The sequence below is a fragment of the Pseudaminobacter soli (ex Li et al. 2025) genome (assembly GCF_029892515.1).
Lineage (GTDB): Bacteria > Pseudomonadota > Alphaproteobacteria > Rhizobiales > Rhizobiaceae > Pseudaminobacter > Pseudaminobacter soli_A.
This window is the reverse complement of the sequence record NZ_JARXVF010000001.1, coordinates 1,039,740-1,065,305: the sequence shown is the minus strand read 5'-3', so window position 1 is coordinate 1,065,305 and position 25,566 is coordinate 1,039,740. Positions and strand designations below refer to the sequence as shown.

Annotated in this window: 20 protein-coding genes and 1 tRNA gene; 14 read left to right on the top strand and 7 right to left on the bottom strand. The window is 62.5% G+C overall.

What is annotated here, in order from left to right:
- Positions 1-122: 122 nt before the first annotated feature.
- Positions 123-196 (bottom strand) — tRNA-Gly (locus tag M2281_RS05055).
- 142 nt (positions 197-338) lie between these two features.
- On the opposite strand from M2281_RS05055, the gene M2281_RS05050 reads away from it, so the two are divergent.
- Positions 339-602: a DUF6460 domain-containing protein gene (locus M2281_RS05050; protein WP_280819993.1), complete on the top strand. Its 264-nt coding sequence runs from the start codon at positions 339-341 to the stop codon at positions 600-602.
- Here the strand turns inward: M2281_RS05050 and M2281_RS05045 are convergent, their stop codons facing one another.
- Positions 603-1,502: a histone deacetylase family protein gene (locus tag M2281_RS05045; RefSeq protein WP_280819992.1), complete on the bottom strand. Its 900-nt coding sequence runs from the start codon at positions 1,500-1,502 to the stop codon at positions 603-605.
- A 210-nt stretch (positions 1,503-1,712) separates the two neighbouring features.
- On the opposite strand from M2281_RS05045, the gene M2281_RS05040 reads away from it, so the two are divergent.
- The gene (locus M2281_RS05040) at positions 1,713-2,981 is read left to right on the top strand and encodes an MATE family efflux transporter (protein ID WP_280821120.1); all 1,269 of its coding nucleotides are present in this window, start codon (positions 1,713-1,715) and stop codon (positions 2,979-2,981) included.
- Here M2281_RS05040 and M2281_RS05035 read toward each other — a convergent pair whose 3' ends face one another.
- Both M2281_RS05035 and M2281_RS05030 read right to left on the bottom strand, forming a co-directional pair.
- Positions 2,982-4,073: a quinone-dependent dihydroorotate dehydrogenase gene (locus M2281_RS05035; protein ID WP_280819991.1), complete on the bottom strand. Its 1,092-nt coding sequence runs from the start codon at positions 4,071-4,073 to the stop codon at positions 2,982-2,984. It abuts the gene before it with no gap.
- Positions 4,073-4,420 (bottom strand): DUF952 domain-containing protein, encoded by a 348-nt coding sequence (locus M2281_RS05030; protein ID WP_280819990.1) that lies wholly within the window; start codon positions 4,418-4,420, stop codon positions 4,073-4,075. Before M2281_RS05030 ends, M2281_RS05035 begins: the two co-directional genes overlap by 1 nt.
- 114 nt (positions 4,421-4,534) lie before the next feature.
- Between M2281_RS05030 and M2281_RS05025 the strand changes: the two genes are divergently transcribed.
- Both M2281_RS05025 and M2281_RS05020 read left to right on the top strand, forming a co-directional pair.
- Positions 4,535-4,978 carry a hypothetical protein gene (locus tag M2281_RS05025; RefSeq protein ID WP_280819989.1) on the top strand — a complete coding sequence of 148 codons (444 nt, stop codon included), beginning with the start codon at positions 4,535-4,537 and terminating at the stop codon, positions 4,976-4,978.
- 154 nt (positions 4,979-5,132) lie between these two features.
- Positions 5,133-5,792, top strand: coding sequence for a response regulator transcription factor (locus M2281_RS05020; RefSeq protein ID WP_280819988.1), 660 nt, complete (start codon positions 5,133-5,135; stop codon positions 5,790-5,792).
- An 11-nt stretch (positions 5,793-5,803) separates the two neighbouring features.
- On the opposite strand, the gene M2281_RS05015 is transcribed toward M2281_RS05020, so the two are convergent.
- Complete coding sequence (locus M2281_RS05015) at positions 5,804-9,298, bottom strand: PAS domain-containing hybrid sensor histidine kinase/response regulator (protein ID WP_280819987.1); 3,495 nt, start codon at positions 9,296-9,298, stop codon at positions 5,804-5,806.
- A gap of 228 nt (positions 9,299-9,526) precedes the next feature.
- On the opposite strand from M2281_RS05015, the gene mscL reads away from it, so the two are divergent.
- The 3 genes from mscL to M2281_RS05000 all read left to right on the top strand — a co-directional run bounded on the left by mscL (position 9,527) and on the right by M2281_RS05000 (position 12,403).
- Positions 9,527-9,946: a large conductance mechanosensitive channel protein MscL gene (gene mscL, locus M2281_RS05010; protein WP_280819986.1), complete on the top strand. Its 420-nt coding sequence runs from the start codon at positions 9,527-9,529 to the stop codon at positions 9,944-9,946.
- A gap of 111 nt (positions 9,947-10,057) precedes the next feature.
- Positions 10,058-11,224 (top strand): pyridoxal phosphate-dependent aminotransferase, encoded by a 1,167-nt coding sequence (locus tag M2281_RS05005; protein ID WP_280819985.1) that lies wholly within the window; start codon positions 10,058-10,060, stop codon positions 11,222-11,224.
- A 93-nt stretch (positions 11,225-11,317) separates the two neighbouring features.
- Positions 11,318-12,403, top strand: a complete 1,086-nt coding sequence (locus tag M2281_RS05000; protein WP_425537703.1) for a branched-chain amino acid aminotransferase — start codon at positions 11,318-11,320, stop codon at positions 12,401-12,403.
- Positions 12,404-12,688: 285 nt separating this feature from the next.
- On the opposite strand, the gene hemA is transcribed toward M2281_RS05000, so the two are convergent.
- The gene (gene hemA / locus M2281_RS04995) at positions 12,689-13,966 is read right to left on the bottom strand and encodes a 5-aminolevulinate synthase (protein WP_280819983.1); all 1,278 of its coding nucleotides are present in this window, start codon (positions 13,964-13,966) and stop codon (positions 12,689-12,691) included.
- A 236-nt stretch (positions 13,967-14,202) separates the two neighbouring features.
- On the opposite strand from hemA, the gene galE reads away from it, so the two are divergent.
- The 6 genes from galE to mprF all read left to right on the top strand — a co-directional run bounded on the left by galE (position 14,203) and on the right by mprF (position 24,483).
- Positions 14,203-15,201 (top strand): UDP-glucose 4-epimerase GalE, encoded by a 999-nt coding sequence (gene galE / locus M2281_RS04990; RefSeq protein WP_280819982.1) that lies wholly within the window; start codon positions 14,203-14,205, stop codon positions 15,199-15,201.
- 24 nt (positions 15,202-15,225) lie between these two features.
- Complete coding sequence (locus tag M2281_RS04985; protein WP_280819981.1) at positions 15,226-16,476, top strand: D-amino acid dehydrogenase; 1,251 nt, start codon at positions 15,226-15,228, stop codon at positions 16,474-16,476.
- 239 nt (positions 16,477-16,715) lie between these two features.
- The gene (gene hydA / locus M2281_RS04980) at positions 16,716-18,173 is read left to right on the top strand and encodes a dihydropyrimidinase (protein ID WP_280819980.1); all 1,458 of its coding nucleotides are present in this window, start codon (positions 16,716-16,718) and stop codon (positions 18,171-18,173) included.
- Between the two features lie 239 nt (positions 18,174-18,412).
- Positions 18,413-19,786: an AcvB/VirJ family lysyl-phosphatidylglycerol hydrolase gene (locus M2281_RS04975; protein ID WP_425537668.1), complete on the top strand. Its 1,374-nt coding sequence runs from the start codon at positions 18,413-18,415 to the stop codon at positions 19,784-19,786.
- 335 nt (positions 19,787-20,121) lie between these two features.
- Positions 20,122-21,645 (top strand): DegQ family serine endoprotease, encoded by a 1,524-nt coding sequence (locus M2281_RS04970; protein ID WP_280819978.1) that lies wholly within the window; start codon positions 20,122-20,124, stop codon positions 21,643-21,645.
- A 195-nt stretch (positions 21,646-21,840) separates the two neighbouring features.
- Positions 21,841-24,483 (top strand): bifunctional lysylphosphatidylglycerol flippase/synthetase MprF, encoded by a 2,643-nt coding sequence (gene mprF, locus M2281_RS04965; RefSeq protein WP_280819977.1) that lies wholly within the window; start codon positions 21,841-21,843, stop codon positions 24,481-24,483.
- A gap of 60 nt (positions 24,484-24,543) precedes the next feature.
- On the opposite strand, the gene M2281_RS04960 is transcribed toward mprF, so the two are convergent.
- The gene (locus M2281_RS04960) at positions 24,544-24,897 is read right to left on the bottom strand and encodes a DUF1428 domain-containing protein (RefSeq protein ID WP_280819976.1); all 354 of its coding nucleotides are present in this window, start codon (positions 24,895-24,897) and stop codon (positions 24,544-24,546) included.
- A 221-nt stretch (positions 24,898-25,118) separates the two neighbouring features.
- Between M2281_RS04960 and M2281_RS04955 the strand changes: the two genes are divergently transcribed.
- Positions 25,119-25,553, top strand: coding sequence for a VOC family protein (locus M2281_RS04955; protein WP_280819975.1), 435 nt, complete (start codon positions 25,119-25,121; stop codon positions 25,551-25,553).
- Positions 25,554-25,566 lie beyond the last annotated feature (13 nt).

The following is a 25,566-nucleotide window of genomic DNA, read 5'->3' as shown; positions in this document are numbered from 1 at the left end:
CGTTAGCGTTTCCTGGCGCAAGTGTACCGGTGGCTCGGAGATGGGAGATAAATCCACTCGATTACGCTACGAGCTCAAGCTCGTCGGGTAAAAGCACACATATCCATGGTCGCAGGGAAAGCTGGAGCGGGTAGCGGGAATCGAACCCGCGCGATCAGCTTGGGAAGCTGACAAGCTACCATTACATCATACCCGCGTGCCACTTCGCTTATCATGGAGTTACGGCGGTCGGCAATTGCAAATCGTGGCGCCCTTGTCCTGCCACGCTTGTCGGTATGGTCGAAAGTCGCGTATGTGCGCGAAAGAGCAATTGGAACGCGAATCGCAGGAGGACAGACTTGTCCGAACTTACGCGCTTTCTCGGCGACACCCCGTTTCGGGTGTTTCTCAAGCTGGTGGTGGTGTCGTTTCTCGCCGGCATCGCCATGAGCTTCTTCGGCTGGTCGCCCTACGATATCTTCTATCAGCTGCGCGATTTCGTCGTGCAGATCTGGAACATGGGTTTCAAGGCGATAGACCGCTTCGTTGGCTATTTCATACTGGGCGCCGCCGTCGTCATTCCGGCCTTCGTCGTCCTGCGGCTTTTGAGCTATCGCCGCTGATCAGCCAAAGGCCGAGGCAACCTCGAACAATATCGCGTGCCGGCGTGCCAGTGCCGGCACATCACGCGAATAGCCGCCGCCGATCACTCCACAGACGGGCACGCCTTGCTCCCGAAAATGCCGGATGACGGCCAGATCACGCCGGCGCAGGCCCTCGTCGCTCAGCGACAGCCGGCCGAGACGGTCTTCGGCATGCGGATCCACGCCCGCATTGAAGAAAACCAAGTCCCAGCGCGCGATCGACGATAGTTTCGGCAGCGTTTCCAGCAATGTTTCGAGATAGGCGTCGTCACCGGTCCGATCCGGAAGAGCGATGTCGAGATCGGAAGCGATCTTGCGCGTCGGGTAATTGCGCTCCCCGTGCATCGAAAAGGTGAAAACGCGCGGCTCACTGCGGAGGATGTCGGCGGTGCCGTCGCCCTGGTGCACATCGAGGTCGACCACCAGGATTTTCATGTCGGGCTCATCAGCAAGCAAGGCTAGTGCTGCCACCGCGACGTCGTTGAAGGTGCAGAAGCCGGCCCCCTGCAAATGCCGGGCATGATGGCTGCCGCCGGCGGTGTTGCAGGCAATACCGTGCCGCAGCGCCTGCTTGGCCGCCAGCATGGTGCCGCCTGCCGCAAGTTGGGCGCGGCGGGAAACGCGCGCCGAAACCGGAAAGCCAATGTCGCGTTCGATCCGCTCCGGCACCGCGCAGGCGATCACCTGTTCGACGTAACGCGGGTCGTGGGCCACGCCGAGCAGGCTCGAGGGCGCGGGCTCGGCAGGATGCAGGTTGCCGTTTGCCAGGCCGCGTTCGTTCAGAATTTCCATAAGAAGGCGATATTTGCCCATCGGAAAACGATGGTCAGCCGTAAAGCCCGCGTCATAATCAGGGTGATGGACAAGCTGCAGCGCCATGATGTCCTTTGTAGCTCGTTCCGGAGCCGGTGACAGCCCTCTGCATCAACGGTCTCCTGACAGACGGGCCTTGCGCCGCAGCGGGGGTATGTTGCAAATCTGGCAACTCGGCAAAGGGAAAGGCTAGTCGTGAACCAAGCTTCATCGATCACGCCGGGTTCGAAGGCTTTCGAGGTGAACAATCGCCTCGTTCTGGCCATCGCCATTCCCATGACCGTTGCCTATGTCACCACGCCCTTGCTGGGGCTGGTCGACACGACGGTGGTGGGGCAGTTCGGCGACCCGGCATTGCTTGGCGGCCTTGCGGCCGGGGCGATCATCTTCGACGTGGTATTCGCGAGCTTCAATTTCCTGCGCTCGGGCACCACGGGCCTGGTTGCACAGGCATTCGGCCGGGGTGAGTCGTTGGAAGAGCGCGCGGTTTTCCTACGCGCTTGTGCCATAGCGATTGCCTGCGGCCTGGCGCTGGTCCTGCTCGTCCCGCCGGTTGCCACGATGGGCGAATGGTTCATGGGCGCCGAGCCGGGCGTCACTGCCGCCATGGACAGCTACCTCCGCATCCGGATGATTTCGGCACCGGCCTCCCTGCTCAACTACGCCATCCTTGGCTATTTCCTCGGGCGCGGCGAGGCCAATCTTGGCCTGCTCCTCCAACTCGTGCTGAACAGCGTCAACATCGTCCTCTCCATCTGGTTTGGCTTGCGGCTCGGCTGGGGCGTAGCGGGCGTCGCCTGGGGTACTGTCTGCGGCGAGATCGTAACCGCACTGCTGGGCCTGGCGATCATCGGCCGGCGCTTCATTGCCATGCCCAAGGTGGTCTGGCCCCAGGTCTTCGCGACGACGGCGCTGCGGCGCATGCTGGCGCTCAATGGCGACATCATGATCCGCTCATTCGTGCTAATGGGCGCCTTCACCCTTCTGACACGTCAGGGCGCGCAACTTGGCACGCTGACGCTCGCGGCCAATGCGGTGCTGATGCACTTCTTCATGGTGTCGAGCTATTTCCTGGACGGTTTTGCGACTGCGGCGGAGCAACTGGCGGGCAGGGCGGTCGGCGCCCGCTACCTGCCGGCCTTCAACCGCGCGATCCGGCTGACGTCTTTGTGGGGCTTTGGAATGGCGGGCGTCGCAAGCGTCATCGCCCTGCTTTTCGGCGACCAGCTGATCGGGATCATCACCACGGCCGCCTCGGTCAGGGAGGAGGCAGCCCTTTATCTGCCGTGGGCAGCGCTGACGGCAATCAGCGGCGTCATGGCCTTCCAGATGGACGGCGTCTTCATCGGCGCCACCTGGTCACGCGACATGCGCAACATGATGCTGCTGTCTTTCGCCGTCTTCGTCGCGGCGCTGCTGCTTCTCGGCCATTTCTTCGGCAATCACGGCCTGTGGGCCGCGCTGCACATCTTCCTCATCGCACGCGGTCTCAGCCTCATGGCGATCCTTCCGAGAAGCGTTCGCGCGACCTTTTCCGAGGGTTGATCAGCCGATCGGACGATCGGCCCAATCAGCAAGCCGGGAATCGCGGATTTCGCGAAGGCTCGAGATGTTCTGGCTCTCCACAAAGCTCGCCATGCCGGCCACCACGCGCGCCGGCAGTGCGGGCCCGGCATAGACCATGCTCGTATAGAGCTGCACGAGGTCGGCGCCGGCGCGGATTTTCTCCAGCGCGGTCTCGGCGGAGTTCACGCCGCCGACGCCGATGATGGCGAAGTCGGGCCCGAGTAGTCGCCGCATTTTTGCCAGCACTATGGTCGAGCGCTCGAACAGTGGCTTGCCCGAGAGGCCACCGCTTTCGCCCTTGTTTTCCGTGCTGGCGAGGGCCGGGCGCGCAATCGTCGTGTTGGACACGATCACGCCTTCGATCGCCTTCTCCGTCACCTCGGCGGCTATGTCTTCGAGATCCGCCTCGTGCAGGTCCGGTGCGATCTTGAGGAATAGGGGGACCTTGCGCCCGAGCCGCTGAGTCTCGGCATCGCGCGCCGTAACCACGCGGGAAAGCAGTTCGGCGAGGCTTTCCCGCGCCTGCATGTTGCGCAGGCCAGGCGTGTTGGGCGAGGAAATGTTGACGGTCAGGTAGCTGGCGTAGCGGGCAAACCGCTTCACCCCAAGCTCGTAGTCGCCAATGCGGTCGGCGCTGTCCTTGTTGGCGCCGATGTTGACGCCCACGATGCCGCCACGACCCGCACGGGCGGCAAGGCGCTGCTCGCAGCGTTCATGGCCTTCATTGTTGAAGCCGAGGCGGTTGATGACGGCCTCGTCTTCGGTCAGGCGGAAGATGCGAGGCTTTGGGTTGCCGGATTGCGGAAGCGGCGTCACCGTGCCGACTTCGGCAAAGCCGAAGCCCAGCCGCAGCAGCGCATCCGGGACCTCGGCATTCTTGTCGTAGCCGGCCGCCATGCCGAGCGGATTGGGAAAGTCGAGCCCGCAAAGCGACACGCGCAGCCGAGGGCTAGAAACCGTTCGGCCGGGGAGCGGAATGCCGCATTTCAGCGCCCTGATGGAAAGCCCATGCGCCGTCTCGGGATCGAACGTGAAAAGCAGGTTGCGGCCGAGCGTGTCGAAAAGGCTCATCAGGATTCCAGCACCGGAAACTGGTGGATGCCGTCGCCATCAAGCGGCAGCGGCTTGACCCAAAGCACTGTCTTGAGGTCGAGCGGGGCGTAGAGATGCGGGAAGAGGGCGCCGCCGCGCGAAACTTCGTATTTCAGCGCGTCGCCCAGCTTTTCCCCGTCGATGGCGACCAGCAGCAGCCCATTCTGCCCGGCAAAATGCTTGGCCGCCGTTTCCTGTGCTTGCTCTGCAGTCGAGAAATGGATGAAACCGTCGGCGAGGTCGATGGGCGCGCCGGTGAAGGTTCCCACGGCCTCGGCCTCGCGCCAAAGCGATTCAGGGCATATCTTGTAGATGATCTGTCGCATCAGAGCCCTATAGTCCGAAAGCGGATGGGGGGAAAGACGCGCTTGGGTGCCCGTACCCAATTTCCGGCGCAAACGAAGCGCAGCCTGACAATCCGCTTGCGAATGGAGGAAAATATGCGCCCCATCGTCATCGCCGCAGCCACGGTTTTCATCTCGCAAGTTGCAGGCGCGCAGGCCGCCGAGGACCACTACCGGCTTGAGAAGACCGAGAACGGCTATGTGCGGATGGACACGCAGACTGGCGCGATGTCGCTCTGCGAGGAGCGCTCGGGACAGCTCGTATGCAAGCTCGCGGCGGACGAACGCGAGGCCTACCAGACACAGATCGAGCAACTGCAGAGTGCGCTGAAGGCGCTTGAGGATCGCGTCGCCGTGCTTGAGAGGAACCGGCCGGCCTTTCAGACGCCCGCATTGCCCAACGAAGAGGAGTTCGAAAAGGGCATGGGCTATATGGAGCGCTTCTTCCGGCGTTTCATGGACATCGTCAAGGACTTCGACAAGGAAGAGAAGGCACCGGACCAGCAGCCTCAGCCACCGCTGGCGCCCAACAAGACCTGACCTCCGGGTTTTGCACTGATTTTCATCCGTCTGCTCATCTCAGCGGCAGTTCTACTCGCAGGACGCTTGAAAAGAGCGTTCATCGCCGCATAATGCCCCGAAAGATCCCGCGCCTAACAAAAACGACAAGCGAGGATTTGGGGAGGGTAGGCATTTGCCGTCAGGCTACAAGTTCGTGATCGCCGACGATCATCCGCTTTTTCGTGGAGCACTCAAACAGGCCCTGTCGGGCGTGGCTCAAATAACCACCATCCTCGAGGCGGGCGACTTCGAATCCACCAAGTCGCTGGTGGCCGCCAACGAGGATATCGACCTTCTTCTGCTCGACCTTTCGATGCCTGGTACCAGCGGCCTGTCGGGCCTGATCTCGCTGCGCGGCATCCATTCGGATGTGCCGATGGTGGTGGTATCGGCCCATGACGAGCCGGAAACCATCCGGCGGGCGTTGGAGCTCGGCGCCTCGGGCTTCATCTCCAAGTCGGCGAGCATGGACGATATTCGCTGTGCGGTGCAGACGGTGCTGTCGGGGGGCGTTGCGGCGCCGGCTGGCGTCGACATCGGCGTCGAACGCGATCCCGAGGTTTCCGACCTCATCAAGCGCCTGCAATCGCTCACGCCGCAGCAGGCGAGGGTGCTCGGCATGCTGGGCGAGGGGCTGCTCAACAAGCAGATCGCCTACGAGCTCTCCGTCTCGGAAGCGACGATCAAGGCGCATGTCTCGGCCATCTTGCAGAAGCTGGGCGTAGACAGCCGCACGCAGGCGGTCATCCTGCTTGCGAAGATCGGCGGCGACCCGCGCCCGACCGTGCAGTAGGAGCGCCCGGGCTATTCCGCTGCGGACGCCATGCGCCGAAGCCGCATCATCGTCGAGCGCAGCACGGCCGGCTTGATCGGCTTGTTGATCACCGGCACGTCGAGCTCGTCGGCCGCCGAGCGCACTTCGTTCGACCTGTCTGCAGTCAGCAGCGCAGCCGGCGTGTCGCGGCCATGGATGGCGCGCAGGTCGGCGATCACGTCGAGGCCGTTTTCGCCGCCGTCGAGATGATAGTCGGCCAGGATGACGTCTGGTCGATCCGTCGGGCGAGCGGCCTCGAAGTCCCGCAGGCTGGAATAGGTATGGACATCGCAACCCCAGCCTTCGAGCAGCAGGCGCATGCCTTCCAGGATGCGGAAGTCATTGTCGATGCAGAACACGGTCAGGCCGTTGAGTGCCATGCCGGGTGCGGACTGGGGCTTTGCCTCCGCGACGAGGCTCTCCTCCCGTGCCTTCGTCACAGGCATGACAACTGAGAAACGCGTGCCCATGCCGCGATCGGAAAAGATCTGAAGTTCGAGGCGCAGGACTCGTGCGATGCGGTCGACGATCGACAGGCCAAGTCCGAGCCCCTCGGCCTCACGCGCGCCTTCGTCGAGGCGCAAGAATTCGCGGAACACGGTGTTGAGTTGGTCGGCGGGAATGCCGATGCCGGTGTCGATGACCTGGATCTCGGCCAGTTCGCCGCGCCGTCTGACGCCGACGAGAATGCGGCCGCTGCGGGTATATTTGATGGCATTGGAAACCAGGTTCTGGATCAGTCGCCTGAGCAGGTTGCGGTCGGTCTCCACGGCCAGCGACGAGGGCATGATGGCGAGCTTCAGCCCCTTCTCAGCCGCTAGTGGCTGGAAGTCGGTGCCGATCTGGCGCAGCAGCCCGTCGAGCCGGAATACCGTGTCGACGGGTTTCATCGCCCCAGCATCAAGACGCGAAATGTCGAGCACTGCGCCAAGGATCGTTTCGACCGATTCCAGCGATGACTCGATGTTTGTCGCTGCATCTCCGATCGCCCCCTTGCCGGCGGTTTCGATCAGCGACGAGCAATAAAGCCGGGCGGCGTTGAGCGGCTGCAAAATGTCGTGGCCGGCTGACGCCAGGAAGCGCGTCTTGCCGAGATTGGCCTCCTCGGCAAGCATCTGTGCCTGGGCCAGTTCCTCGTTCACGTGGGTCAGCTCGGCCGTGCGGTCGCGGACACGCTGTTCGAGCGATTCATTGGCGCGCTTGAGGGCGAGATCGGCTGCTACGCGCGCGGAAATGTCGGCATAGGTGGCGACGATGCCGCCATCCGGCATTGGATTGGAGCGCAGCTCGATGATGCGCCCGCTCGTGCGCAATTCGAGCTGCCAGGGGCTTTCGAAATTGGTCAGGCGGTTGAGCACGAACAGGCGCGTCTGCTCGGTGATGTCGCCCCGTGCAGCCAGAAAGCCCAGTATCTGGTCGAGCGAGACGCCGACCTGTCCCAATTCGTCGGGCAGGTCGAACAGCAGCCGATACTGGCGGTTCCAGCAGGTCAGGCGGAAATCCTGGTCGAAGACCGTGATGCCCTGTTCCATCTGGTCGAGCGCGATCTGCAAAAGGTCGCGATTTTGCTGCAGCGCCTCGGTCGCGTCGTCGAGTAGGCGGAACGTGTCGCGCGAAGAGTTGTCGTGGCGTTTGAACAGCAGCGACAGGATCAGCCGCGCCGAGGAGGAGCCGACGGCACTGGCCAGCAACTGCTCCGAAAAGCGCACGACTTCCATGCTGGCTGGCTCGTTGCCGTTCAGCTTCACGCCGTCGTTCATTTCGAAAGTGTGGAAGGACCGTTCGGTGCGCTCGACACCCAGGTAGCGCGAGATCGTGTCCTTTAGGTCGTTGACGGTCACCGCAGTGCGGAAGCGGCGCAGGCTCGGCATCGGGCTGGCGTCGCGCGGCACGAAGATGGCCGCCTGGATGCGCTCCAGCGGCACCGAAGCGCGCGACAGCGAACCGAGCACGAAGAAGATCGCGTTTATTGCAAGGCTCCACATCACGCCGTGGTTCAGGGGCTCGGCGACGGTGCCGAACAGGGCCTGCGGCCGCAGGGCCTCGATGCCGAAAAGGCCGTTGGCGATGATCGGCGTGCCTGGCGCGGCGAGCGACGGCAGGAGCAGGGTGTAGGCCCACCCGATTATGCCGGCCGTCATGCCCAGGGCCGCACCGCGCGCATTGGCCCGGCGCCATATCAGGCCGCCGAAGAAGGCCGGGGCAAACTGCGCGATGGCTGCGAAGGACATCAGGCCAATGGAGGCCAGCCGCGCATTGTTGGTGCTCTCGCGGTAGTAGAGAAAGGCAACGAACAGGAGCACGAAAATCGCGGCGCGCCGGATGTTGAGGATCAGGTTCGACCAGTCCTCGTTCTCTCCGCTCTGGGATTTCAGCAGGCGCCGCACGAAAAGCGGGATGATCAGGTCGTTGGAGATCATGATCGCCAACGCCACGCTCTCGACGATCACCATGGCGGTGGCCGCCGAAAGCCCGCCGATGAAGGCGATCATGGCAAGCAAATCCCTGTTGGCAAGCAGCGGCACCGACAGCACGTAGAGGTCGCTGCTGGTGCGCTGCCCGACCATGACCAGGCCCGCAAAGGCGATCGGCAACACGAACAGGTTGATGGCGACAAGGTAGAGCGGAAAAACCCACGTCGCCTTGCGCAGCTCCTTTTCGCTGCGGTTTTCGACGATCATCACGTAGAACTGCCGCGGCAGCATGATGATGGCAAAGCCGCTGATGATCGTGGAAACCAACCATGTGCCGAGCGAGGTCGTATAGCCCATCGCCTGCTCGACATTGGCGTTCGCCGAAAACGCCTCCAGCATGTTTCCGGGACTGCCGAAGAAAAGGAACGTGACCACGATGCCGACCGTCAGGAAGGCGGCGAGCTTGACCACGGATTCCACTGCGACCGCCAGCACCAGGCCGTCCTGATGCTCGGTGGCATCGGCATGGCGCGTGCCGAACAGGACGGCAAACAGCGCCAGAAGCATTGCCACAACCAGCGAGATATCGCTGACAAACGGGTCGAAGGAGGGCGGCGAGCCGCTGTAGTGCTCGACCATCAGGCTGACCGAGCCCGAGATCGCCTTGAGCTGCAGGGCGATGTACGGCACCGCCCCCACGGTGGCGATCAGCGTGGCGATGGAGGCTACAGCGAAGCTCTTGCCGTAGCGGGCGCCTAGGAAGTCGGCAATCGAGGTGATCTTTTCGGCCTTGGCCAGCTTGACGATGCGCCTGAGCAGCGGAAAGCCGAAGGCAAAGACCAGGGTCGGCCCGATGTAGATGGCGAGGAATTCGAAACCCCGTTCGGAAGCCAACCCCACCGAGCCGAAAAAGGTCCACGACGTGCAGTAGATGGCCAGGCTAAGCGCGTAGATGCCGAGCCTGGGCCGCCCTGAGCCACGGCGCGCCGCACGCCGGTCGCCGAGGCTGGCGATGACAAAGAGCAGCGTCACATAGGCGACTGCGATGATGACGACGGCCCAACCCTGCACGCTTGCTCACCCCTCCTCGCCGAGCGCGTCCTTTTCGGAAAGGCAAGCATAGCTTGCCGCCCTTGTCTATCGCTGCCCTGTAGACTGTTGACGATGCTGGTGTTTTTCTGAAACCGGGGCGCGATTTTCCGGATTTTGCAATTCAGGGTTTTTGCTATCATGGCGCAATGCGCTGCGTCGCGGATGCAGTCGCCAGGATTGCAAGCCAGGATTTACCAGGAGGGTCAGGTGCTTAAGGAATTTCAGGAATTTATCTCGAAGGGCAATGTGATCGACCTGGCGGTCGGTATCATCATTGGCGGCGCTTTCACCCTGATCGTCAATTCGCTGGTTGCCGACATCGTGATGCCGGTCATCGGCGCCATCGTCGGCGGCTTCGATTTCTCCAACTACTTCCTGCCGCTCTCTTCGAAGGTCACGGCCGACACGCTGGTGGAGGCCAAGAAGCAGGGCGCCGTCTTCGCCTATGGCGCCTTCCTGACGGTGGTGATCAACTTCCTGATCCTGGCATGGATCATCTTCCTGATGGTCAAGGCCGTGAACACCATGCGCCGCAAGCTCGTGGCCGAAAAGGCGGCCGCTCCTGCCGCTCCGGGCCCCGAGGTCGCTCTTCTGACCGAAATCCGTGATCTGCTGGCGAAGAAATAGGCCCGGCTGGAGCAATCAAAGTTCGAAGACCCCGGTCATTGTGGCTGGGGTTTTCTATTTTCGAGCCTTGGAAAACCGGCTAGCAATTTTTGGCGATCATCAGGACCTGACATGACCCTAATTGACAGTCTGCGAAGCGAAGCCCGGCTTGCCCCTGAAAGCGGCATCGTTGCCGTCGCCAATTATGGCCGCGGCCGCGAAGGCCTCATCCCGCTCTGGGCGGGAGAGGGCGACCTGCCGACCCCGTCCTTCATTTCGGATGCGGCAGCGCGGGGACTGAGCGCCGGCGAAACCTTCTATACCTGGCAGCGCGGCATACCCGAACTGCGTGTGGCGCTTGCCCGCTACCATGAGCGCCATTTCGGCCGCAGCTTCAGCGATCAGGAGTTCCTCGTTACCGGCGGCGGCATGCAGGCGATTCAGCTTGCTTTGCAGGCAACGGCCGGTGCGGGCGACGAGGTGATCTATTTGACGCCGGCCTGGCCCAATTTTCCGGGCGCCGCGGGCGTAGCGGGTGCAAAACCGGTCGCAGTCAGGCTGGATCAGTCCGACAACGGCTGGACGTGCGACGTCGGCAAGATCGAAGCGGCTGTGACGGAGCGAACCACAGCGATCTTCCTCAACAGCCCGTCCAACCCCACTGGATGGACGGCCGACATCGAGACGCTGAAGGCTATCCTCGATCTCGCGCGCCGCAAGAACCTCTGGATCATCGCCGACGAAATCTACGCGCTGTTCTACTACGGCGGCGCGCGGGCGCCGTCCTTCATGGACATCATGGAGGATGAGGACCGTGTCCTCTTCGTCAACACGTTTTCGAAGAACTGGGCGATGACCGGCTGGCGCATCGGCTGGCTGCGCGTCCACCCATCGCTGCAGCAGACCTTCGAGAACCTGATCCAATATTCGACCTCGGGCGTTGCTCAGTTTATGCAGCGCGGCGCGATAGCTGCGCTGGAGCATGGCGACGAGTTCCTGGCCTCTCAGATCGAGCGGGCACGACAGGCGCGCGATCTGGTCTGCGGCATCCTGGGCGAGACCGGGCGTGCGCGGATCATTGCTCCGCAGGGCGCGTTCTATCTGTTCTTCTCCGTCGATGGCATCGACGATTCAAGAAGCGCTGCATTCGAGATCGTCGACAAGGCCAATGTCGGGCTGGCTCCCGGCACAGCCTTCGGGGAGGGGGGAGAGGCCTTCTTCCGCCTCTGCTTCCATCGCCGCCTCGACCAGCTCGAGGAGGCCGCGACACGCCTCGCCGGGTGGATAAGGAGCACCTAAGGCTCACCCTTTTTCACCTATCGCTGTTGCGAACCCTTGCCGGAGTGGACTATGCAGTCTGCAAATTTCGGCGACACCGAGAAAGTACATCCGATGACAGACAAGGCATCCATCAAACACATCAAGCATCCTTCGCCGACCTCGCCCGAGCAGCGCGCGGCCATGATGCAGAACCCCGGCTTCGGCAAGGTCTTCAGCGATCACATGGTGACGATGAAGTGGAACGCCGAGAATGGCTGGCATGACGCCGAGGTCAAGGAGCGCGCGCCGTTCTCCGTCGATCCCGCCGCTGCTGTACTGCATTACGCGCAGGAAATCTTCGAAGGCATGAAGGCCTACCGGACCAAGGATGGCATCGCGCTCTTCCGTCCCGAAGAGAATGCGCGCCGTCTGGCGATGTCGGCCGAGCGCATGGCAATGCCCGCGGTGCCGGAAGACCTGTTCATCGAAGCCGTCGAGGCGCTGGTGCGCACCGACGCGGACTGGATTCCGGAAGGCGACGGCAGCCTCTACATCCGCCCGTTCATGTTCGCCAGCGAAGCCTTCCTGGGCGTGCGTCCGGCATCCGAATACATCTTCTGCGTCATCGCTTCGCCGGTCGGCGCCTACTTCAAGGGCGGCTACAAGGCCGTCACCGTCTGGGTTTCGGATGATTACACGCGCGCCGCACCCGGCGGCACCGGTGCTGCCAAGTGCGGCGGCAACTATGCGGCGAGCCTGATCGCCCAGGCCGAAGCGACCAAGAATGGCTGCGACCAGGTGGTGTTCCTCGACGCGGCCGAGCATCGCTGGGTCGAAGAGCTCGGCGGCATGAATGTGTTCTTCGTCATGGACGACGGCACGCTCATCACCCCGCCGCTCGGCGGAACCATCCTGCCGGGCATCACGCGCAACTCGATCCTCAAGCTCGCCCAGGAGGCTGGCCTCAAGGTTGAGGAAAAGCCCTATTCCTTCGAGCAGTGGCGCAAGGATGCCGAGAGCGGCAAGCTGCGCGAGGCCTTTGCCTGCGGCACGGCCGCCGTCGTGGCCGGCATCGGCTCGGTGCGCTTCAAGGACGGCTCGTTCTCGATCGGCAACAGCGGCGATGGCGAAGTGACCGCCCGCCTGCGCGCCAGCCTGGTCGGCATTCAGCGCGGCAACGTTGCCGACAATCACGGCTGGGTTCGCCTGGTGAAATAAAGCGCTGGCAGCCATGCTGCCGGCAAGCCGCCGGTCGAGGCCAGCGCTTCGACCGGACCATAGGCAGAGGCCACATGAGGTCTTTGCCTGCGCCATGCGGATGGCGCCAATGCGCGCCCGAGACGTTACGCACGGGTCGCCCACCTTCTTCTAATTGAACAGATGCTTGGCGAGGCAAAGCCTTACCCAACGACGGCTTGAGCCGTATCGGTCAGGCAAGCGCCATTCGCTTGCCTGCTGAAGCCGTCAAAAATCCATGAGGTGGCAGGGCCGAAGCCCAGGCGATCAGCCGCCCGACTTCGGAACCAGCAGCGGGATGATCCGCTCGGACTTCGCGACCGAAGGCTGGTCGGAGGTGCGATAGGGGATGCCCAGGGCGTTCCAGGTCTCGACGAGCGCATCTTTCAGCGTTTCGATCAGCGCGTCGTCATGGAACGGCGTCGGCGTGATCCGCAGGCGCTCCGTTCCGCGCGGAACGGTCGGATAGTTGATCGGCTGGATGTAGATGCCGTGCACGCCGAGCAGGCGGTCGGATGCCATCTTGCAGAGCTCGGGATCACCGACCAGGATCGGCACGATGTGGGTGGCCGAAGGCATCACCGGCAGGCCGACCTCGGAGAGAATATGCTTGGTCTGCGCCGCCTGGCGCTGCTGCGCGTCGCGCTCGGCCTGCGAATTCTTGAGATGACGGATCGAAGCGGTGGTCGCGGCAGCGATTGCCGGAGGCAGGGCGGTCGTGAAGATGAAGCCCGGCGCGTAGGAGCGCACGGCATCGATCACCGAACGATTGCCTGTGATGTAACCGCCAAGCGTGCCGAATGCCTTCGCAAGCGTGCCTTCGATGATGTCGATGCGATGCGCCAGCCCCTCACGTTCCGTGATGCCGCCGCCGCGCGGGCCGTACATGCCCACCGCATGGACCTCGTCGATATAGGTCATGGCGTTATACTTTTCGGCGAGGTCGGCGATCTCGGCGATCGGCGCAATGTCGCCGTCCATCGAATAGACCGATTCGAACACGATCAGCTTGGCGCGCTCGCGACCGGCAGCCTGCAGCAGGCTTTCGAGATGGGCAACGTCGTTGTGGCGGAAGATCTTCTTCTCCGTGCCCGAGCGACGCACGCCCTCGATCATCGAGGCATGGTTCAGCTCGTCGGAGAGGATGAGGCAGTTCGGCAGCAGCCTGGCAATCGTCGAGATCGATGCCTCGTTCGATACGAAGCCCGAGGTAAAGACGAGGCCGGCTTCCTTGCCGTGCAGGTCGGCGAGCTCATGCTCAAGCTCGACCAGCGGATGGTTGTTGCCGGAGATGTTACGCGTGCCGCCGGCGCCGGAGCCCATCTGGCCGGCCGCATCCTGGAAGGTGCCGATGACACTCGGATGCTGGCCCATGCCGAGATAGTCGTTGGAGCACCAGACGGTGATTTCCTGGGCCTGGCCGTTCGCCCTGTATATGGCTCGCGGGAATTTACCAACGATACGTTCAAGATCGGCAAAGACGCGGTAGCGTCGTTCGGCGTGAAGCTGGTCGATAGCTTCTTCGAAAAATCGCTGATAGTTCATCATGGCTTCCCGGATTTCGGCAGGATCATAGTGACCGCGCGCATTTCAGTCCATTCCACGAATGCGGTCAAAATGCCACGCCGCCTTTGGTCCAAACATAGGCTCGTATGGATCCACTTCATTGATCCAGGTCAAAATAGTGTCATGCCCGGATGAGATGGCGCATATCTTGGTTTGTGGTGGCGTTCGCGCCGCCCTATCAGTAAGCAAGGAATGTCAGTGAAGGGGACTCAAGCATGACGGTTCTGGTGACTGGCGGCGCCGGCTATATCGGCAGCCACATGGTCTGGGAATTGCTGGACGCGGGCGAGGACGTCGTCGTCGTCGACCGCCTTTCCACCGGTTTCGAATGGGCGGTGGCGCCCGAGGCCAAGCTGGTGGTGGGCGACATCGCCGATAGCGCGCTGATCGGCTCGGTGATCCGGGAACACGGTGTCGATGCCATCATCCATTTTGCCGGCTCCATCATCGTGCCCGAATCGGTTGCCGATCCGCTGACCTATTACGAGAACAACACCTCCAAAACGCGTTCCCTCATCGAGACGGCGGTGCGCGCAGGCGTGCCACATTTCATCTTCTCTTCCACCGCTGCGGTCTATGGCGCGGCCGGGCTGGAGCCGGTGCGCGAGGATGCCAGGCTGGCGCCCGAATCACCCTACGGCCTTTCCAAGCTGATGAGCGAGTGGATGCTGCGCGATGCGGCCGCCGCACACAACCTGCGCTTCACCGCGCTGCGCTATTTCAACGTCGCCGGCGCCGACCCACGCGGCCGCACCGGCCAGTCAACGCCCGGCGCGACTCACCTCATCAAGGTCGCTTCGGAGACCGCGTTGGGCAAACGACAGTCGATGCAGGTCTTCGGCACGGACTATCCGACGCCCGACGGCACCTGTGTGCGCGACTACATCCATGTCTCCGATCTCGTAGCGGCACATCGTCTTGCCTTGCAGCGCCTGCGTGATGGCGGCGGCAACCTCGTCGCCAATTGCGGCTATGGTCACGGCTATTCGGTGCTTGAGGTGGTCGATAGCGTCCGGCGCGTGCATGGCCGCGAATTCGACGTGACGGTAGGCGGACGCCGGGCCGGCGATCCGCCTTCGATCATCGCCGACGCCGGCCTTGCACGGCGCGAACTCGGCTGGGTACCGACGCATGACGATCTCGACGCCATCGTTGGCGATGCGCTATCGTGGGAGCGGATTTTGACCGGCAAGAATTCGGCGCGCAGCGCCTAGCCGGCGGGCAGGGGGCGATCTTTCATGAAAATTCTGGTTCTGGGCGCCGGCGTCGTCGGCACGGCGGCCGCGTATTATCTGGCGCGCGACGGTCATCAGGTCACCGTCATCGAGCGTCATCCGGCGCCAGCGCGCGGCACCAGCTACAGCAATGCCGGCTTGGTCTCGCCGGGCGATGCCTTTGCCTGGGCCTCGCCGGGCGCGCTGCGTACGTTCGTGAAGTCCATCTTCAACCCAGATCTGGGCATCAAGCTGCGGCTGAGCCCCAATCCGGCCTTCCTCTCCTGGACCTGGCGCTTCCTGCTCCAGTGCACCGAGGCGCGCGCCTATGCCAACACCGACGTGAAGCTGCGGCTGGCCCTTTATTCGCGCGAATGCATCAACGAGATCAGCGCCGAGACCGGCGTCGACTTCGATGAACGGCGCAGGGGCATCGTTTATTTCTATCGCGACCAGAAGAGCCTCGACAACGGCGCCAAGCATTTCAGCTACATCGCCGAGCGCGGGCTTGAGGTCGAGGTAGTCGATCGCAAGCGGCTGCTCGAGGTCGAGCCGGGGCTGGCCAGTTCCGGCGACAGGATCGTTGGCGGCATCTATTCGCCGATGGACCAGACTGGCGACTCGCGCATGTTCGCCACGAAGCTCGCGGAGGTGGCTGTCGAGCGGCTCGGCGTGAAATTCATGCACGACACCAATGTCGAGGGCCTGGATGTCGAAGGCGGCCGCGTACGTGCCGTCCGGACCAGCAAGGGCTCGATTGCCTGTGATGCGGCGGTTCTTTCCATGGGGCCGGAAAGCGGCGTCTTCGGCCGCAAGATCGGCATTGACCTGCCGGTCTACCCGGTGAAGGGCTATACGGCGACGATCCCGCTGGAAGACCCTGAGAAGGGGCCGACCATGGGCGGTGTGGATGAAGACCGCTATGTCGCCTATTCGCGCCTCGGCAATCGCCTGCGCCTTGCCTCGACGGCCGAGTTCGCCGGTTTCGACCGGACCCACAAGCCGAGCGACTTTGCCCGCATGTTCCGCTCGGCCCACGAATTGTTCCCAGGCGCGATCGACGAGAAGAAGGCGGAGCTTTGGGCAGGCCTCAGGCCGATGATGCCCAATTCGGTGCCCGCCATCGGCCGCAGCCGTTACGACAATTTCTATCTCGACACCGGCCATGGCCATGTCGGCTGGACGATGGCCTGCGGTTCGGGAAAATTCCTGTCCGACATCGTCGCCGGCCGCAAGCCCGACATCGACCCGCGCGGACTTCTGCCGAAAGCCTGAGCCGGTCAACCCCCACCTCGATCGCCGAAATCCCTAATCTTTTCGAGACCGCGCCGATGCATTCGGTGCGGTCTTGTCATTTTGTCCGGCTTCCACAATCATCGGTTTGGTTGGCCCAATGAATTGCCCGGCTCCGGCGCTGTCGCCGAAGCGGTTAAGCAGGTCACGTTGAACAAAAAAGCGCAGCTTGGCTGAATGGCGGAGACTGCGCAGGGGTTGAATAAGGAAGGAGTTTCGCAATGTCGAAAGTGATCAAGGGCGGCACCATTGTGGCCGCGGACCGGACCTACGAGGCCGACATCCTGATCGAAGGCGAGCGCATCGCCGCCATCGGGCAGAACCTGTCCGGCGATACGGTGATCGATGCCAGCGATGCCTATATCATGCCTGGCGGCATCGATCCGCATACCCATCTCGAAATGCCCTTCATGGGCACCACTGCCGCCGAAACCTGGGAAAGCGGCACCTTTGCCGCGCTTTCGGGCGGCACCACCATGGTGGTTGATTTCGTCATCCCCGGCCAGGATGGCATGCTGGCAGCACTGGAGGAATGGGAAAACAGGGCAACGCGCCAGGCGTCGTCCGACTATTCCTACCACATGTGCGTGACCGACTGGTCCGAGCAGATCTTCTCCGACATGGCCAAGGTCGTGGACCGCGGCATCAACACCTTCAAGCACTTCATGGCCTACAAGGGCGCGCTGATGGTGAACGACGACGAGATGTTCGCCTCGTTCCAGCGTTGCGCAGCACTCGGCGCCCTGCCGCTGGTCCATGCCGAAAATGGCGACATCGTCGCCGCACTCCAGCAGAAATACATCGATGCCGGCATTCCCGGTCCCGAGGCGCATGCCTATTCGCGCCCGCCGGAAGTGGAGGGCGAGGCGACCAACCGCGCCATCATGATCGCCGATGCTGCCGGCGTGCCGGTCTATATCGTGCACGTTTCCTGCGAGCAGAGCCACGAGGCCATCCGCCGTGCGCGCCAGAAGGGCATGCGCGTCTTCGGCGAGCCGCTGATCCAGCACCTGACGCTCGACGAGAGTGAATATCAGAACCCTGACTGGATGCATGCGGCGCGCCGGGTTATGTCGCCTCCGTTCCGCGACAAGAGCAATCAGGACAGCCTGTGGGCCGGTCTGGCTGCCGGTTCGCTGCAGGTGGTTGCGACCGACCATGCCGCCTTCACCAGCGAGCAGAAGACGCTTGGGCTCGACGATTTCCGCAAGATCCCGAACGGCACCGGCGGCCTCGAGGACCGCATGCCCGTGCTGTGGACGCGCGGCGTCGAAACCGGCCGTCTGACCATGAACGAATTCGTCGCGGTCACCTCCACCAACATCGCACGCATCCTCAACATCTACCCGCAGAAGGGCGCGATCCTGCCGGGCTCCGATGCCGACCTGGTGGTGTGGGACCCGAAGCTGTCCAAGACGATCTCGGCCAGCAACCAGAAGTCGATCATCGACTACAACGTGTTCGAAGGCTTCAAGGTCAACGGCCTGCCGCGCTGCACGCTCTCGCGCGGCGATGTGGTCTGGTCGCACGGCCAGAACGACCAGCCGCAGCCCGGCCGCGGCAAGTTCGTCAAGCGCCGGCCGTTCCCGGCCGTCAACCAGGCACTGTCGAAGTGGAAGGAAATCACCGCGCCGCGCGCCGTGACCCGCTCGGCCGAGCATATGCCGATCGGCATCTAACCAACTACGCCTTGCAAAGAGCCCGGCAACCTTGCCGGGCTTTTTTGTTTTTGGGGTTCTGTCGTGGCCGCATTGCTACGTCGTTCGAAAGTTCTGAAACCTCGGTGCCAAGGTCGGTCAATGCCTTAATGCCGGCCATTTTTCTCGATCAAGGTGCTGCGTCGCGCTGCGGAACTTTTGGTCTGGTTGCCATCCCGCATCTCTGAAATATTTTTGAGCAGAATCGCATATCAGGAAACATGGACGTGAAGCGCTTTCTGGGGTTCTCCCTTGCCTCCTTCTGCCTGCTTGGCGTAGCGGGATCGGCCCCTGGTGCGTCCATCGATACGGGTCTCATCCCGTCCCCCCGCATCGTCATGCCCGATGATACGCCCAAAAGCACTGTCTTCCTGTTCTCCGACAAGACGGGCTGGTCCGCTTCCGAGGACGATTTTGCGCAGGGCTTGAGCAAGAACGGCGCCATCGTCATCGGCGTTGACCTGCCGCGCTACCTGAAGGCTATAGAGAAGGTTCCGGACGACTGCGCCTATCTCGTCTCGGACATAGAAAACATCAGCCATCAGGCTCAGCGTGCCGCCAATTCGGACAATTACAATCCCCCGATTCTCGCCGGCGTAGGGCAGGGCGGCGGGCTGGTTATGGCGATCGCGGCCCAGACGCCCGCAGCCACGATCGGACACAGCGTGGCCGTGGATCCGACCGTCAGCGTTCCGCTCGCCAAGACCCTTTGCAGCGGCGCGCCCCGCAAGGTGACCCCGCAGGGAACCGTCTACGACCTCGCCGAGGGCGCCTTGCCCAATCCGATCGACGTTACCTTTACGCCGGAAGCTTCTGCCGACGGGCGCAGCCATATCGAGGACCTTCACAAGCAGGGCTTCGACATCACCATCAAGGATGCCGGCGTTTCGGCGCAGGCAGCGCTGGAAGCTTCCTTGACTGCCATGGTCGGCAACCCGCCCGCCAGCGCGGCTGCCAGCATGCCCATCGTGGCGCTGCCAGCCAAGCCGACGCATGACACCATGGCCATTGTCTATTCCGGCGACGGCGGCTGGCGAGATCTCGACAAGAGCGTCGCCGATGTTCTGCAGTCGCGCGGCATACCGACCGTAGGCGTGGATTCGCTGCGCTATTTCTGGGCCGCGCGGACACCGCAGGATGTCGCAAAGGATTTGCACGAACTGATGACGACCTACACGGAGCAGTGGAAGGTCAAGCACGTCATCCTGGTCGGCTATTCGTTCGGCGCCGACATCATGCCGGCCACCTTCAATGCGCTGAGTGACGACGACAAGAAGAAGGTCAGGCAGATCTCGTTGCTGGGTTTTTCGCCCCAGGCCGACTTCGAGATATCGGTGGCGGGTTGGCTGGGCTCTTCCAGCTCGGATGCCGTTGCCACGATGCCCGAACTCGGCAAGATCGATCCGAAGCTCATCCAGTGCTTCTACGGGCAGGAAGAGGATGACACCGCCTGTCCCCAGCTCGAGGGGCATGGACCGGAAGTGTTCAAGACTACGGGCGGCCACCATTTCGACGGCGACTATCCCGGCCTGGCTGCGAAGATCATCGATGGTCTGGAAAAGCGCCTCGACCAGGAAGCCCGCGCGACACCTTGATCGGTGGCAAGTAGCGTCGGCTCGTCTCTTTCGCTCAGTAGATCGAAAGCGTGATCCGAAAGAATACCTCAAGTAATTCTTTTGTCCGACGATGTTCGAGTTCGATTCTTGTCGGTTTCCACCCCAATCCAGCGTGTATTGTGGAGCCGGGAATTAAATCTTCGTAATGTGGGCAAAAGCACTAAATTGCGGCCCGATCGCGCCCTAACTACATGGGTATCGAATGATCCGTGGCGACGTGCCGAACCGACCATGCACGGTCCCGATACGTCGAACAGACAGTTTCGTCAGGAACACGCCACGGCACTGGATCAACTCTCGTAGGGACCACGCAAATGTCCTCCACCATCCTCCGTAGACACCGTCTTGCCGCCTTGCTTGGCGCGGCGCTGATCGCTACGCCCTTCCTGCTTTCACCCATGCTGCACGCCAAAGCACACGCAACGCTTCCGGTCATTCCCGTTGCCGGCATCGTCGCGCCGGGTGGCTCGTTTGCTCCTATCGTCAGTTCGGACAAGCCCGCAGTGGTGACCATCACGACCAAGATGAGGGTCTCTTCGAGCGACAGCAACGACAACTCGCCATTCTCGCCCGGCTCGCCTTTCGAGGAATATTTCCACCAGTTCTTCGGCGACAAAGGTATGCCGCAGGTGCCGCATCGCCCGAAGAACCAAGAGACTCAGGCCTTGGGTTCGGGCTTCATCATCGATCCAAATGGTACGATCGTGACCAACTACCACGTCGTCGATGGCGCCTCCGAAATCAAGGTGACGCTCGACGATGGTACCGAACTGCCGGCCAAGCTCCTCGGCCGCGATTCCAAGACCGACCTGGCGGTCATCCAAGTCGATGCCGGCAAGCCGCTTCCCGTTCTGAAGTGGGGCGACTCCGACAAGCTCATGACCGGTGACCAGGTGCTGGCGATCGGCAATCCGTTCGGCATCGGCACGACGGTAACCGCCGGTATCGTATCGGCACGCGGTCGCGACCTGCACAGCGGCCCCTATGACGACTTCATCCAGGTTGATGCCGCCATCAATCACGGCAATTCCGGCGGTCCGCTTGTGGACATGCAGGGCAATGTGATCGGCATCAATTCGGCCATTTACTCGCCCAACGGCGGCAATGTCGGCGTCGGCTTCGCCATCCCCTCCGATCAGGCTCAGCCGGTCGTGGCCAAGCTGATCCAGAACGGCTCCATCGAGCATGGCTTCATCGGCGTGCAGATCCAACCGGTTACGCCCGACGTTGCCAATGCGATCGGCCTCAATGCGCCTTCCGGCGCGCTTGTTGCACATGTCAGCGATGGCTCGCCGGCGGCAGAGGCTGGCCTGAAGACGGGTGACATCGTGACCGGCTTTGGTGGCCATGACGTCAAGGACCCGAAGGATCTGTCGCGCGCGGTGGCTGACGTGGCGCCGGGTTCCAAGGAAGACATCACCGTCTGGCGCAACGGCAAGAGCGAGAACATCACGATCACCGTTGGCAACAACGACACCAGCGAGAAAACTGCAACAGCCCAGCCTGCGCCGAGCCAGTCGCCTGAAAGCAATTTCAACGTCCCGAGCCTTGGCTTGTCGCTGGGCGATATCACGCCTCCGGTTCGCCAGGCGCTGAGCCTTCCCGCTGGTCAGAAGGGAGCGGTCGTTGCCAGCGTCAATCCTGACAAAGCCGGTGCCGATCAAGGCATCCAGGAAGGCGACGTGATTCTCTCGGTCAACCAAATACCGGTGCGGAATGCCAAGGAAGCAAGCCGCGCCGTGGCCGAGGCCAGCAAGTCCGGCAAGAAGTCCGTTCTGCTCCTGATCGAACGGGGAGACACGCAAACTTTCGTGGCGGTGCCCTTCAACCACGCCTGATCGACATAAGGCTGACATGCCGCTCGGACAAATTGTCCGGGCGGCACTTTTTTGCGTGCAGTTGAGATGATTGCCGCCAAAAAGCCGCGAGGCAATTGACTAACATCGCCGCCTGCCGCGAAATCGGATCGATATCGGTTTTGCGCAGGGCATGGAGCATTAGAAGAGTCTTTGCTTGGAGGCTTGCGTTCATTCATGAGCGAGCAAACCGTCGAAGGAACGCGTTTCTATAAGCGCGCGGGGGCCTATTTCGGACCCGTCCTGGCAGTAGTGGTCACTGTGGTAGCCCTTTGGCTGTTCCACCAGATGACGGCCGGGCTGAGCCTTCACGACATCAGGTCGGCACTGGGCGCGATGCCCTCATGGGGCATAGGGCTGGCCCTGATCGCCACCGCTGTCAGCTATTGCGCGCTGGCAAGTTATGACATCGTCGCCTGTCACATCGTCGCTCCCGGCAAGGTGCCGTGGCACAACGCGGCCATGTCCGGCATGAGCGGCTACGCATTCTCGAATTTCCTCGGCTTTCATCTCTTCACCGGAGGCGCGATCCGCTTCCGCACCTATTCCCGCAGCGGGCTCGATGCCAGCGAGATCGGCCAGGTCGTCGTGCTGAGCTGGATGGGGCTGTGGCTGGCTTTCGCCACCATCGTCGGTCTAGCGTTGATGGTGGATCCGGACGGCATTCCGTTCCTGCGGATCATGCACGAGTCCGCCGACCGCGTGTTCGGCTTTGGCATGATCGCGGCGCTGGTCGCGCTCTTCGTCGTTGCCGGGTCCGAAGGTCGCGACCTGCGGCTGTTCGCCTGGCGCATTCCCGTGCCGCGCCGCAGCATGCTGCTACTGCAGCTGCTGGTCGGCGTGATCGATCTGCTGGCTTCCGCGGCAGTGCTGTATGTCCTGTTGCCGGCCGATGCACCGGTCGGGCCGGCGCTTTTCATCACGGTCTATATGAGCGCGGTGATCCTCGGCTCGATCAGCCATGTGCCGGGCGGCATCGGCGTGTTCGAAGCAACGCTCATCGGCGGCCTTGGGCTGCACGGACGCGCCGACATCCTGGCCTCACTGCTGGCCTACCGTCTGATCTATTATTTCCTGCCTTTCGCGTTTGCCGTGGTGGCTTTGGCCGCAGTCGAGACCGGCTTCATGCGTGGCAAGCTGGCAGCCTGGTTCGTCGGTCCCAGCAAGGCGATCAGGGCGATGGTGCCGCTGGTGGCGGCCACGCTGGTGTTCATTTCCGGCGTGGTGCTGCTGTTCTCCGGCGCAACGCCCGGCATCCCGGACCGCCTGGAAGTGCTGGAGGACTGGCTGCCGCTGTCATTGGTGGAATCGTCCCATTTCCTGGGTAGCCTTGTGGGCCTCGCCCTCCTGGTTATCGCCCATGGCTTGCACCGGCGACTTTTCTCGGCCTGGGTCGTCGCCGTCGCCATGCTCTTTGCCGGATCGCTGCTGTCGATGATCAAGGGGCTGGATTGGGAAGAGGCGCTTACGCTCGCCTTGTCGGCGGTGTTCCTGCTGCTGTCGCGCCCGGCCTTCTATCGCCGTACGCCGCAACGCATCAGCCGTCTGTCGTGGGAGTGGTTGGCGCTGGTGGTGCTGGCGCTGGTCGCGACGACCTGGCTCGGCTTCTTCTCCTACAGCCATGTCGAATACTCCAACGAACTGTTCTGGGAGTTTGCATGGCGCGGCGAGGCGCCGCGCTTCCTGCGCGCAACGGTCGGCCTGGTCGTGGCGGCGGTGGGCCTTGGCGTGGCAGTGGCGATCCATCGCCCGCCGGCGAAGACCAAGCGCAGTGACGACACCGAGCCCGATGCCATTGCCGCCGCCATTGCGAATTCGCCCGATACGCAGACCAACATCGCCTATCTTGGCGACAAGGAATTCTTGTGGTCGCCGGACGGTCAGGCGTTTCTGATGTATGCGCGGGCCGGGCGCTCGCTGGTTTCGATGGGCGACCCGGTAGGCGATCCGGAGCAGGTTGAAGACCTCGTCTGGCAGTTCCGCGACATGGCCGATCGCGAGGCGTCGCGCGCCGTCTTCTATGCCGTGCGGCCCGACAACCTGCCGCTCTACCTGGACATGGGTTATGCGCTACTGAAGCTCGGCGAGGTGGCGCGTGTCGACCTGTCGGAATTCTCGCTGGAGGGGCCGAAAAACCAGGAACATCGCTACTCGGATCGACGGGCGGCCAAGGAAGGCCTGGCGTTCGAGGTCATTGCGCGCAAGGACGTGCCCGACATCATGGACGAGTTGCGACACATTTCGGATGTCTGGCTGCAGGAAAAAGGCGGTAAGGAAAAGGGCTTTTCGCTCGGCAGCTTCGATCCCGACTACCTGTCGCATTTCGATATCGCTGTGATACGCGAGACCGCGCATGGCAACCGCATCGTCGCCTTCGCCAATATCTGGCGCAGCGGCGGCATGAACGAGATGTCGATCGACCTCATGCGCTACCTGCCCGGGGTGTCCAAGGTGCTGATGGACGCGCTGTTCGTTCGCTTGCTGCTCTACGCCAAGGAGCAGGGTTACCGCTGGTTCAATCTTGGCGCAGCACCGCTTTCGGGCCTTGCCGACCATGCCTTGGCCTCGCGCTGGAACCGCATGGCGACCTTCGTCTTCCGCCACGGCGACGACTTCTATCACTTCGAGGGTCTGCGGGCCTTCAAGCAGAAGTTCTCGCCTGTGTGGACGCCGCAATACCTGGCATGCCCGGGCGGCCTGAACATCCCGCAGGTCCTGCTCGATGTGAATTCCCTGATCTCGGGCGGTATCGGCCGGCTGATCGGGTCGAGCGCATTGCGGCCCAAGCGCAAGCGCTCGAAAGTGGCGCAGATGGCGTGACCTGACGTGCAATCGCCGCTCCGGCTCCCATGAGCCGGATGCGGCACAGGGCCAGGAATCCTAGAGCCCCATAAAGTTCTCGAACCCGCCATAGATCATGCGCTTGCCGTCGAAGGGCATGTTCTGCATCGAGCTCTTGAGGCGCGGATCGGCCATCACCTTTTGGTTGATGGCGTCGCGGTCTGCCCGCGAGGCATAGACGATCCAGGAAAAGACCACGACCTCATCTTCCTTGGCCTGCACGGCCCGGGGAAATGAAGTCAGCTCGCCATAGGGAACGTCGTCGCCGATGCATTCGACGTATTCGAGAGCGCCGTATTCCTTCCAGATTTCGCCGGTCGTCCGCGCCAGAGCCTTGTAGGCTTCGATATTCTGCCTGGGGACCGCAACCACAAAGCCGTCGACATAGGCCATTCCGCTTCTCCTCTCGTTGACATTGACTGCCTGGCAAGGACGCACGGGCCGAAGCCGATCCGACAGCCGGTCAGAGATTTGGAAACGGCGGCTGGGCCGGCACGGTTCACGACCTCACGTTTGAATCTGGAAAAAAGCTTGGGCGGGTTGTCGGATTTTCAACGGCTCGCTCGTCACTATAAGAGCCGGCCTACGGCAAACCCGAACAACAGGAGTTTCGAATGTCCGAAGCAACCGCACAGACCAAGGAAAATCCGGCCCCCAAAGTGCTTGGCGGGCTAGTTGCCTATCTGCAGGTCGACGGCGCCCACAAGGCGGCCGAGTTCTACCAGCGCGCCTTCGGCGCCGAGACCGTATTCGCCTATCCGTCGGACGAAAAGGGCCGGACCATGCACGTCCACCTCTACGTCAATGGAAGCTCCTTGATGCTCGGCGATCCGTTTCCGGAGCACGGCCATCCGAGCGTGCCGCCGCAGGGCTATACGATGCAGCTCGTATTGGGCGACGATATCGACGCCTGGTGGAAGCGGGCGGTCGATGCCGGCTGCGAAGTGATCGTGCCGCTCGACGTCATGTTCTGGGGCGACCGCTGGGGCCTGCTGCGCGACCCGTTCGGGGTCAACTGGGGCATGAATTCGCCGGTGAAGAAGGGCTAAGTCCCCAACGAGT